The sequence below is a fragment of the Bradyrhizobium sp. PRIMUS42 genome (assembly GCF_023006515.1).
Lineage (GTDB): Bacteria > Pseudomonadota > Alphaproteobacteria > Rhizobiales > Xanthobacteraceae > Bradyrhizobium.
This window is the reverse complement of sequence record NZ_JALBGZ010000013.1, coordinates 24,053-34,155: the sequence shown is the minus strand read 5'-3', so window position 1 is coordinate 34,155 and position 10,103 is coordinate 24,053. Positions and strand designations below refer to the sequence as shown.

Here is a 10,103-nt window from a genome sequence, read left to right as displayed (position 1 = left end):
CTGCGGCCGAGCGCGATCGAACCTGAGGAGACGACCAGCACGTCGCGGCCCTCGCGGTGCAGTTTGGCCATGTCGTCGGCGAGCGCGGCGAGCCAGGACGCCCGCACCTCGCCCTTGCCAGAATCGACCAGCAGCGCGGAGCCGACCTTGACGACGATGCGGCGGAATTGACTGAGTTCGGGGCTGGCCATGTGTGTAAGTGCTGGCGCGTCGGACGGATTGCTCTGCATCGGAAGCGGCGCAGCGACGAGCAGCGCCGGTGAGGCCTGCTTTTGCAGCAGGACGATGGCCGGCGCAAGGCGGCCGGCATGGTAAACGGCGCATCTCGGCCTTGTGTCGGGCGTTCGCCTGGCTCTAATTGAGGCCAACGATAACGGTTCGAAAGAGGAAACGAATGGATCGCCGCAAATTCATGGCCGGATTCCTGGGGCTGCCGCTGCTCTTGCAGGCGAGCGAAGCGCAAGCGCAGGCGGGACTGAGCAAGATGATCTTCCCGTTCGCGGCGGGGGCGGGCGGCGACACGCTGTGCCGGCTGATCGCGCAGGAGATGGCGCCGGCGCTGCAGCGGACCATCGTGGTCGAGAACCGCACCGGCGGCGACGGCCTGATCGGCATCAAGGCGGTGAAGGGCGCAAGCGCAGACGGCAGCATGGTGCTGGTGACGACGGGGCCGACCATGTACCTGCTGCCGATGGTGGAGACGACACCGAGCTTCGACACGGCCAGGGACTTTATGCCGGTGTCGCTATTGGCGCGGTTCGAATTCGCGCTGGTGATCAATCCGGCGGTCGAGGCCACCGATTTCAAGAGCTTTGTGACGTGGCTGAAGGCGCATCCGGACAAGACCTCGTTCGGCGTGCCGAGCAACGGCACCATTCCGCATTTCATGGGCTCCAAGCTGGAGAAGGACCTCGGCATTCCCCTGACCCGCGTGCCCTATCGCGGCAGCGCGCCGATCCTCAACGATCTCGTCGGCGGTCACATTTCTTTTGGGATCACCACACTGGCCGACGCGCTGCCGCAGCACCGCGCCAAGGGCGTGAAGATCATCGCAGTCAGCAGTCCAGAACGTTCGCCGTTCGCGCCCGAGGTCCCGACGCTGAAGGAGAGCGGGATCGATCTCGTCGCCGACGCCTGGTACGGCATGTGGCTTCCCGCCGGCAGCCCGCCGGAATTCGCCGCCAAACTCGGTGCGGCCGCAAGCGCCGCGCTCGCCAAGCCAGAGGTCAAGGAGAAGCTCACCGCGATCGGGCTCATTCCGGTCGGCTCGACCCCGGAGGGATTGACCAAGGAGCTCGCGGCCAACATCGCGTTATGGCAGCCGATCGTGAAGGCGACGGGATACAAGATCGAGAATTGAATCTGGTTTGCGGCAATGACACAGCGGTTACTCGGTGCGGCGCGCATGTTTGCAAGCAATTATCAGATCGTCGTGTGTGACGATCCGTTCAGGCCCCTTGGGAGCGAAGAGAACTGGGACGCGGAGAAAACAAAGCAAGGTTTTGCCGGCGTGCCGGCGTTTCGGATGATTGGCACCGAAGCTGATCTCAACGACCATTGGGTTGAGCTCGTGTCGAGCGATCTGCCACCTTCATCGGAAGAATGGCAGCGAATAACGTGCGTGCATTTCCATTCAGGAAGCGGGCGGATCCACGTCATGTCGGTGATCGATCATGATCCAACATTCTCCGCAGAAGTCGAGTGCGGCGATTATGCAGTCTACGCGGCGGCGCAAAATCTCGGGATCGATCAGTTGAGCCTTGGCGAAACCGCGAAACTCTCGGATGCCGAAATTGCCGCGCGAAGGGACATTGAGTGGTATCGGCTCTTTCTGGTGGCAGGTAAGCCTGAATTTGAAGGACGCGTGGTTGATCGCTAGCTAGCCGCGCGCGCTATCCCCTCATCCTGAGGAGCGCGCTCTTGCGCGCGTCTCGAAGGATGAAAGGCCCGCCTGCCGCAGCTCGGCCTGCATGGTTCGCGACGGCGCTGTCGCGCCTCCTCACCATGAGGATTACAGCTTTCCGCGCTGCGCGATGCCGTCCTTGATCGACGCCAGCTCTTTCTCGTCCCAGACACCGATCAAAATCCCACCCTTCACCTGAAGCTGGTTGTCGGCATAGGCGGCGATCTTCTCGCGGGACGTGGTGATGTGGTCGTTGGGGTGCAGCGCCCAATCGAACAGCTCCGCCTGCAGTCTCGCGATGATGCCGGCGCATTCAGGATCATCGCCGCGATCCAGAAATTCTTCCGGATCGGTTTCGAGGTCGTACAGCATCGGGCGGAAGCCGGAGGCGTGGACGTATTTCCAGCGACCGTCGAACACCATGAACAGGCGGCAGCGCTCGATCGGCTGGTTCAGCTTCAGCCGCACGTCCTGCATGGCATAGTCGTATTCGGAGAACGCCACCTTGCGCCAATCGCCCGGCGTCGGCCCGCGCAGCAGCGGCAGCAGCGAACGTCCTTCGAGAATGTGGCCCGGCACCTTGCCGCCGAAATAGTCGACGAAGGTCGGTGCCAGATCGATCGCCTCGACCAGTGCGTCGCTGCGCGTGCCGCGCGTCGCGTCGGCTTCCCTAGAGGGATCGATGATGATCAGCGGAATCTTCGCCGATTGTTCGTGAAACAAATCCTTCTCGCCCATCCAGTGATCGCCGAGATAGTCGCCATGATCGGACGTGAACACGATCATGGTGGTCTCCAGCAGGCCGCGTTCCTCCAGGAATTTCATCAGCACGCCCATCTGGTCGTCGATCTGGGTGATCAGGCCCATATAGGTCGGGATCACCTTCTCGCGCGCGTCGTCGCGCGCCATGTTGCGGGAGTAGCGCATGTCCATATAGGCGCCGAACACCGGATGCGGATTTTGCCGCTCGCGCTCGGAGCGGATCACCGGGATCATGTCGTCGGTCGAATACATGCTGGCGTAGGGCTCCGGCGCGATATAGGGCCAGTGCGGCTTGATGTAGGACAGGTGCAGGCACCACGGCTTGCCGTCGGTCTCGGCCTCGCTGATGAAGTCCATCGCGCGCCGCGTCATGTAGGGCGTCTCGGAATGCTCGTCCGGCACGCGCGCGGCCTTGTCGGCGTGCACCAGCAGCCAGCCGTTCTGTAACGAGCCGTCTTCCGCCGCGCCGGAATTGGCCCAGTGCTCCCAGGGGTTGGTGGCTTCAAAGCCCTGGCTGCGCAGATAGTCGTCGTATTTCGGCCGGGGCCGGCCGGTCGGGTGCAGGCCGTCGTCGCGCTCATAGGGTTCGAAACCGCATTCGGCGACATGCACGCCGATCATCGATTCCGGGGGAATGCCGAGCGCCTTCATGCCTTCGAGATCGGGCGCCATGTGGGTCTTGCCGACCAGCACGTTGCGCACGCCGATCTTCTTGAGGTGATCGCCGAGCGTGGGTTCGCCGACGCGCAGCGGCCAGCCGTTCCAGTGCGAGCCGTGCGAGCGCATGTAGCGTCCCGTGTAGAACGACATCCGCGACGGCCCGCAGATCGGCGATTGTACGTACGCCTTGGTGAAGAGCACGCCGCGCTTGGCCATGGCGTCGATGTTCGGCGTCTTCAGGGTGGGATGGCCGGTGCAGCCGAGATAATCATAGCGAAGCTGGTCGCACATGATCCAGAGAACGTTCTTCGCGCGCGCCATGCGTCTCGCTCCTTACTTCGTTCGCCTGATATTGCGCTATCGATGGCGCGAAGAAAACCTCTCCCGAAGGGAGAGGTTTGGAGAGAGCGATGCTTACTTCAGGCCGACCACGGCTCCGCTTCGGCCGCGCTCTTCGCCTTCGCCGACACCGGGGCCTCGCCGATCACCTCGACGAGCGCGCGCAGCGCTTCCTTGACGCCATCGCCGGTGATGCCGGACAGCAGCAGCGGCGTCTTCTTGGCCGCACGCTTCAGCCGGTCCTTCTGCTTCTTCAATTCGTCCGGCTCGACCGCGTCGATCTTGTTCAGCGCGACGATCTCGATCTTGTCGGTCAAGAGCCCGCCATAGGCATCGAGCTCCTTGCGCACCGTCTTGTAGGCCTTGCCGGCATGCTCGCAGGTTGCGTCGATCAGATGCAGCAGCACGCGGCAGCGCTCGACATGGCCGAGGAAGCGATCGCCGAGACCGGTGCCTTCATGCGCGCCCTCGATCAGGCCGGGAATGTCGGCGAGCACGAACTCGCGGCCGTCGGCGTTGACGACGCCGAGCTGCGGATGCAGCGTGGTGAAGGGATAGTCGGCGATCTTCGGCCGTGCCGCGCTGACCTTGGACAGGAAGGTCGACTTGCCGGCATTGGGCATGCCGACGAGACCGGCATCGGCAATGAGTTTCAGCCGCAGCCAGATCCAGCGCTCTTCGCCCACCTGGCCGGGGTTGGCGTTGCGCGGCGCGCGGTTGGTCGAGGTTTTGAAATGCGCGTTGCCGAAGCCGCCGTTGCCGCCCTCGGCCAGCACGAACTTTTCGCCGACATTGGTGAAGTCGTGGATCAGCGTCTCGCGGTCCTCGTCGAAGATCTGCGTTCCGACAGGAACCTTCAGCACGATGTTCTTGCCGTTGGCGCCGTGGCGGTCCGAGCCTGAGCCGTTCTCGCCCTTCTGGGCCTTGAAGTGCTGCTGGTAGCGGTAGTCGATCAGCGTGTTGAGGCCGTCGGCGACCTCGATGATGACATTGCCGCCGCGGCCGCCATTGCCGCCGGAGGGACCGCCGAATTCGATGAACTTCTCGCGGCGGAACGCCACGCAGCCGTTCCCGCCGTCACCGGAGCGGATATAGACCTTTGCTTCGTCGAGGAATTTCATGGGCCATAGGTAGGCCAGCCGGTCCCGTGCGGCAACCCGGATTGACCCGCAAATCGGCCGAATTTCTTGCGATTTCGGCCCTTGCTTAACCCCAGGACGACTTCAGAGGGGCCGCCGCCGGATCAGGAATTTCTGCGTGCCCTCCAGCACCAGCTCCTTGCGCTGGTTGAACACGGTACTCCCCAGCGTCACCACACCGGTCGTACGGCCCGGCACCAGCTCGGTGACCTCCAGCGCGGGATAGAGGGTGTCGTCGGCATATACGGGTTTGAGAAACCGGCTCGATTGCTCGAGGAAGCCGACCAGGGACTCCTCGACCATGAACGGAAACAGGCCGGCGCCGGGCGCGGTGTGGATCAGGGTCTGGAAGCCGTGGGCGAGCAGGTGCGGCATGCCGCGGCTGCGGCAATATTCCAAATCGTAGTGCACGGGATGGGTATCGCCGCTCGCGGTCTGGAACGCCGCGAAGATCGCCGACGTCTGGGTCCGGCTCGGCAGCACGAAGCGTTCGCCGACGACGAAATCCTCAAACCAGCGTTGCGTGGGGATCATGCGATGCTGCGTCGGATCGAAATCGGTCATGTCAAAGCTCTCTGCTCGTGGCCGGCTTATCGCTACCGCGGCGCGAAGAGTGCGACAATCCGTTCAATTCGACGTTGCGGGCTTGTCCAGCGCGTCCACGTCATTAAAACGACCGCAAGCGACTCTATTCGCCGGTTTCCGCCGCTCTCTCCCCGTCATTGCGAGGAGCGAAGCGACGAAGCAATCCAGACTGCCGAAGCGAAAGACAGTCTGGATTGCTTCGCTTCGCTCGCAATGACGACCCCTCACAGCCCGATCATGCCCTTCTTCAAATCTCTCTCCGCCTATGACGATCGCTCCGCGCGCCTGGCCGGCATCGGACTGATGGTGCTGTCGATCTTCATGTTCTCGTTCGGCGACGCCATGGGCAAGTTCCTGGTCGGGACTTATTCGGTGGGGCAGCTGCTGTTCCTGCGCGCCTGCGCGGCGCTGCTGCTGCTGTCCCCGCTGATCTGGAAGCAGCGTCACCAGTTCCTGCATCTGGAGCGGCCGCGCCTGCAGCTGTTCCGCGTCGTGCTCTCGACGCTGGAAGTCGCCGCCTTCTTCCTTGCGACCGTTTACCTGCCGCTCGCCGACGTCATCACTTATTATCTGGCCGGGCCGATCTTCGTCACCGCGATGTCGGCGATCTTCTTGGGCGAGAAGGTCGGCTGGCGGCGCTGGACCGCGATCCTGATCGGCTTCTGCGGCGTCCTGATCGCGCTGCGGCCATCGGCGCAGACCGTCAGCCTGCCGGCCCTGATCGCGCTCGGCGGCAGCCTGTCATTCGCGACGTTGATGTTGATCACACGCAGCCTGCGCAAGACGCCCGACATCGTGATGGCGTCCTCGCAATTTGTCGGCACGTTTTCGCTGGGAGCGGTGCTGTCGGCGTTCCACTGGGTGCCGCCGACCTCGGGCAGCCTCGTGATCTTCGCTACCGCCGGGCTGGTTTCGGTGACCGCGTTGTTCTGCGTCAACCGGTCCCTGAAACTCGCGCCGGCGAGCGTCGTGGTGCCCTACCAATATTCGATGATCGTCTGGGCCGTGATCTTCGGCTTCGTGGTGTTCGGCGACGTGCCGTCCATGGCGACGCTGATCGGCGCCGCCATCATCATCGGCGCCGGCTTCTACATTTACTTGCGCGAGCGCGATCTCGGGCGCGAGAGCGAGCAGGTGAATCCACCGGCGTAGCCACGTCTCGTCCCGGGCTCGCGACTTGGTCGCGCCCCGGGACGACGGCTGTGAATGTGGCTCGCGCCCTACCTCATCCGTCTCGCGCTGCTCCAGCTCTTCAGCGAGGCCCACACCCCGCGCGACAAACGGAAGCAGTCGACCGGCGTCGAGGAGCCCAGCGCGAGGAAGCGGTGCAGCTGGACGCCGCTCCACTGGAAGCCGCACTTCTCCAGCACCTTGCGCGAGGCCGGGTTGGTGACGCGCGCGCCGGCATAGAGATGCTCGTCCTCGAACTCCTCGAAGAAGAAGTCGATCGCGCCGCGCGCGGCCTCGGTGGCAAAGCCCTGGCCCCAATGCTCGACGCCGAGCCAATAGCCGAGCTCGGCATCGCCGGGCTTTGAGCAGTCGATGCCGACCATGCCGACCGGTCCGGTGTCGTGCTCGATCAGGAATACGGTCTCGCTGCCGAGCGCGGCGGTGGCGCGGACGAATTCGACGGCGTCGTCCTGCGAATAGGGATGCGGGAGGCGGCGGGTGTTTTCCGCGATGCGGCGGTCGTTGGCGAGCCGGGCGATGGTCCTGACGTCGGCAAGGGTCGGACGCCGCAAGGTCAGCCGCTCGGTGGCGACGACGCCAGGTCTCGCCTCCTGCAAGGTCACGCTCGAGAAATCCTGCAACATGTCCGGCTCCGTGAAAGTCACTAAGTCAAAGTGAGCAAGTCAAAAGAAAAGGGGAGGCCGGTTTCCCGCCTCCCCTGGAGCCTTCGATCTCTATGATCTGGACTCCGCCGGTTCAGTGGGACCGGCGGATTCCAATTTGATCCACCGTCTATTCAGCCGCCTCTGCGATCGGGAGTACCGATACGAAAGTGCGGCCGTTGGCTTTGGCCTGGAACGTGACGCGACCCTCGATCTTGGCGAACAGAGTGTGGTCCGTGCCCATGCCGACATTAAGGCCGGGGTGCCAGGTGGTGCCGCGCTGACGCGCAATGATGTTGCCGGGAATCACAACTTCCCCGCCGAACGCCTTGATGCCGAGGCGCTTACCCTTGGAATCGCGTCCGTTACGCGATGAACCGCCTGCTTTTTTGTGAGCCATGGCCCGTCTCCGAAATCCTGCGTATTTCTAGATCAATTCCTTGACGGAATCATTTCAAAATTTCTCACGCATCAATTCGTGAATTGGCGTGATCAACTTTATTTATTCGGCGGCTTCCGCTGCCGGCTCCTTCGCCACCTTCTCCCGCTTCGGACGCGGGCCCTTGGTGGGCTTGGCGCCGTCGGTCAGGATCTCGCTGATGCGCAGAACCGTGATCTCGTCGCGATAGCCGCGCTTGCGGCGCGAATTCTTGCGGCGGCGCTTCTTGAACGCGATGACCTTGGGGCCGCGCTTGTGGTCGAGCACCTCGACCGCAACGGACGCGCCTGCGACCGTCGGAATGCCCAGCACCGGCGTGTCGCCGCCGACCACCAGCACTTCATTCAATTGCATGATCGAGCCGACTTCGCCTTCGATCTTGCCAACTTCGAGAACATCATCCGGCTCGACGCGGTATTGCTTGCCGCCGGTTTTGATGACTGCGAACATCGTTTTTTCTCCGTGTTCAATCCCGGCCTCGCGACGGATTGTCGGGGCCGGCTTTTTGCCAGTCGCTATGGGTTTATGCGAGTTTTGTGCGGGCGGGAATTATCCCATTGAAAACCCACGCAAAAACAAGCGGCGCGAGAAACGCCCCGCGCCGGTTGCGGGACTTATAGCCGCAAGGGGCGAAGAGTCAAGGAAAAGCCGGCGAAAAGCGCCCGGATTTGAAGGATTTGGCCCGGCTTGCGGCCTTCAGCCGAATCTCGACCGGCCTTGCAACAAACCGGTTCCCTCGCCGTTGTCCCGGCCGGAACAGGTAAGCGGGCAAGGGCTCCCATGGCAACAGACGAACTGGTCAAGACGACGGGCATCGCCCATCACGGCGCGGAGCGGCTGCCGTCGGTGGAGATCGACAGTTTCAACATCGAGATGAAGGACGAGGACGGCTTCCTCGGCGATCGCGCCAGCAAGGGCGCGTTCCGCGACATCCTCGACCGCTGGCGCAAGCCGCTGCGCAAGACCGGGGAGGACCCGTTCGGCAAGGAGCCGTCGGACGAGATCAGCAAGAAGACGCTGGATGCGATCCTGGTCGGCGACGACACCGAGGCCTCCGCACTGGTGCACAGCGCCATCGAGGATTTCGCCCAGGAGCTCGCCTACGTCACCCGGCGCTTCCTCAAGACCAAGGCCTGGGCCAAGACCGAGCGCATCGTGGTCGGCGGCGGTTTCCGCGATTCCCGGCTCGGCGAGCTCGCGATCGCGCGCACCGAGATCATCCTCAAATCCGAGGACTTCAAAATCGACATGATGCCGATCCGTCATCACCCTGATGAAGCCGGCCTGATCGGCGCGCTGCATCTGGCGCCGTCCTGGATCTTCGAGGCCCATGACAGCATCCTCGCCGTCGACATCGGCGGCACCAATATCCGCTGTGGCCTCGTGGAAACCGCTTGGAAAAAGGCAAAGGACCTGTCGAAGGCGAAGGTCGTGAAATCCGAGCTGTGGCGTCATGCCGACGACGAGCCGACGCGCGAAGGCGCGGTGAAGCGGCTCACCAAGATGCTGAAGGGGCTGATCACGGAGGCCGAGAGAGAGGGCTACAAGCTCGCACCCTTCATCGGCATCGCCTGTCCCGGCGTGATCAATGCCGACGGCTCGATCGAGAAGGGCGCGCAGAACCTGCCGGGCAATTGGGAGAGCAGCAAGTTCAACCTGCCGGCGAGCCTGATCGAGGGCATCCCCGAGATCGGCGAGCACGACACCGCGATCCTGATGCACAATGACGGCGTGGTTCAGGGCCTCTCCGAGGTGCCGTTCATGCAGGACGTCGATCGCTGGGGCGTGCTCACCATCGGCACCGGCCTCGGCAATGCGCGCTTCACCAACCGCCGCAAGGAGAACGGCAACGGCAAGGACCGTGATTCCACGGAGAACGGGAAGAAAAAGAGCAAGAATGACAAGGAGTAACCTTGACTGGTTAGGTTAAGGACCGGATTGCGTTGCGGGACGCCGCCCGCGCGCTAGGGTCGAATCGTCGCCTCGCCTGGCCTGCGAAGCCGCCCTTCCTGGCCAGAGTTTCAATGAGCGGCACGGGACCGCCAGTGTTTACCGCGTCTGGCGGTCCCACCCCCTCGTTCCTCCCCCAGACCCGTGATTCGCCAATCCGTGCACGGCCTCAGCCCGCGCGCCGCGCCAGAAGCGAACGGGCCGGGCCGAATTGGCTCAAACTGCCCGCCGAAATCCGCAATCGGCCCCGCCACCACCGCGACATCGTGGGGTCCGGCCGGAAAACGGAGCTGATTTTCGTCTCCCGCGCCTTGTCTGGCCCGCCATCCTCGCCTATTAACGCGCCCAACCACAGGGGCCGCAGCTCCTAGCCTTGGCGCCTTCAGGAGAGGTGGCAGAGTGGTTGAATGCACCGCACTCGAAATGCGGCATAGGTGCAAGCCTATCGGGGGTTCGAATCCCTCCCTCTCCGCCATCATAAAACGGCTTCAAGA

Annotated in this window: 10 protein-coding genes, 1 tRNA gene and 1 pseudogene; 5 read left to right on the top strand and 7 right to left on the bottom strand. The window is 63.4% G+C overall.

Going from position 1 to position 10,103, the window contains the following annotated elements; translation table 11 throughout:
* Positions 1-191, bottom strand: a pseudogene (locus tag MOV75_RS03165) (glutamate 5-kinase); the annotation flags it as partial.
* Positions 192-394: 203 nt separating this feature from the next.
* On the opposite strand from MOV75_RS03165, the gene MOV75_RS03160 reads away from it, so the two are divergent.
* A complete protein-coding gene (locus tag MOV75_RS03160; RefSeq protein WP_247004854.1) occupies positions 395-1,360 on the top strand; it encodes a Bug family tripartite tricarboxylate transporter substrate binding protein in 966 nt (321 codons plus the stop codon).
* 15 nt (positions 1,361-1,375) lie between these two features.
* A complete protein-coding gene (locus MOV75_RS03155; RefSeq protein ID WP_247004852.1) occupies positions 1,376-1,879 on the top strand; it encodes a hypothetical protein in 504 nt (167 codons plus the stop codon).
* 132 nt (positions 1,880-2,011) lie between these two features.
* Here the strand turns inward: MOV75_RS03155 and MOV75_RS03150 are convergent, their stop codons facing one another.
* From MOV75_RS03150 to MOV75_RS03140, 3 genes are all read right to left on the bottom strand, one after another.
* Positions 2,012-3,646 carry an alkaline phosphatase family protein gene (locus tag MOV75_RS03150; protein WP_246919043.1) on the bottom strand — a complete coding sequence of 545 codons (1,635 nt, stop codon included), beginning with the start codon at positions 3,644-3,646 and terminating at the stop codon, positions 2,012-2,014.
* Positions 3,647-3,744: 98 nt separating this feature from the next.
* Positions 3,745-4,785 carry a GTPase ObgE gene (obgE, locus tag MOV75_RS03145; RefSeq protein WP_246919042.1) on the bottom strand — a complete coding sequence of 347 codons (1,041 nt, stop codon included), beginning with the start codon at positions 4,783-4,785 and terminating at the stop codon, positions 3,745-3,747.
* Positions 4,786-4,887: 102 nt separating this feature from the next.
* Complete coding sequence (locus MOV75_RS03140; RefSeq protein WP_246919041.1) at positions 4,888-5,367, bottom strand: MaoC family dehydratase; 480 nt, start codon at positions 5,365-5,367, stop codon at positions 4,888-4,890.
* Between the two features lie 258 nt (positions 5,368-5,625).
* On the opposite strand from MOV75_RS03140, the gene MOV75_RS03135 reads away from it, so the two are divergent.
* Positions 5,626-6,540 carry a DMT family transporter gene (locus tag MOV75_RS03135; RefSeq protein WP_246919040.1) on the top strand — a complete coding sequence of 305 codons (915 nt, stop codon included), beginning with the start codon at positions 5,626-5,628 and terminating at the stop codon, positions 6,538-6,540.
* 68 nt (positions 6,541-6,608) lie between these two features.
* On the opposite strand, the gene MOV75_RS03130 is transcribed toward MOV75_RS03135, so the two are convergent.
* From MOV75_RS03130 to rplU, 3 genes are all read right to left on the bottom strand, one after another.
* A complete protein-coding gene (locus tag MOV75_RS03130) occupies positions 6,609-7,202 on the bottom strand; it encodes a GNAT family N-acetyltransferase (RefSeq protein ID WP_246919039.1) in 594 nt (197 codons plus the stop codon).
* 148 nt (positions 7,203-7,350) lie between these two features.
* A complete protein-coding gene (gene rpmA / locus MOV75_RS03125) occupies positions 7,351-7,620 on the bottom strand; it encodes a 50S ribosomal protein L27 (RefSeq protein ID WP_011083253.1) in 270 nt (89 codons plus the stop codon).
* Positions 7,621-7,722: 102 nt separating this feature from the next.
* A complete protein-coding gene (rplU, locus tag MOV75_RS03120; protein WP_063198396.1) occupies positions 7,723-8,109 on the bottom strand; it encodes a 50S ribosomal protein L21 in 387 nt (128 codons plus the stop codon).
* Positions 8,110-8,439: 330 nt separating this feature from the next.
* Here rplU and MOV75_RS03115 point away from each other — a divergent pair, with 330 nt between their 5' ends.
* Positions 8,440-9,570, top strand: a complete 1,131-nt coding sequence (locus MOV75_RS03115) for an ROK family protein (RefSeq protein WP_246919038.1) — start codon at positions 8,440-8,442, stop codon at positions 9,568-9,570.
* A gap of 424 nt (positions 9,571-9,994) precedes the next feature.
* Positions 9,995-10,084, top strand: a tRNA-Ser gene (locus tag MOV75_RS03110).
* The last annotated feature ends 19 nt before the right edge of the window (positions 10,085-10,103 follow it).

Bases quoted from the DNA above. Each gene is read 5' to 3' on its own strand.
- MOV75_RS03160 (WP_247004854.1), top strand. From the start codon at position 395: ATGGATCGCCGCAAATTCATGGCCGGATTCCTGGGGCTGCCGCTGCTC.
- MOV75_RS03155 (WP_247004852.1), top strand. From the start codon at position 1,376: ATGACACAGCGGTTACTCGGTGCGGCGCGCATGTTTGCAAGCAATTAT.
- MOV75_RS03150 (WP_246919043.1), bottom strand. From the start codon at position 3,646: ATGGCGCGCGCGAAGAACGTTCTCTGGATCATGTGCGACCAGCTTCGC.
- obgE (WP_246919042.1), bottom strand. From the start codon at position 4,785: ATGAAATTCCTCGACGAAGCAAAGGTCTATATCCGCTCCGGTGACGGC.
- MOV75_RS03140 (WP_246919041.1), bottom strand. From the start codon at position 5,367: ATGACCGATTTCGATCCGACGCAGCATCGCATGATCCCCACGCAACGC.
- MOV75_RS03135 (WP_246919040.1), top strand. From the start codon at position 5,626: ATGCCCTTCTTCAAATCTCTCTCCGCCTATGACGATCGCTCCGCGCGC.
- MOV75_RS03130 (WP_246919039.1), bottom strand. From the start codon at position 7,202: ATGTTGCAGGATTTCTCGAGCGTGACCTTGCAGGAGGCGAGACCTGGC.
- rpmA (WP_011083253.1), bottom strand. From the start codon at position 7,620: ATGGCTCACAAAAAAGCAGGCGGTTCATCGCGTAACGGACGCGATTCC.
- rplU (WP_063198396.1), bottom strand. From the start codon at position 8,109: ATGTTCGCAGTCATCAAAACCGGCGGCAAGCAATACCGCGTCGAGCCG.
- MOV75_RS03115 (WP_246919038.1), top strand. From the start codon at position 8,440: ATGGCAACAGACGAACTGGTCAAGACGACGGGCATCGCCCATCACGGC.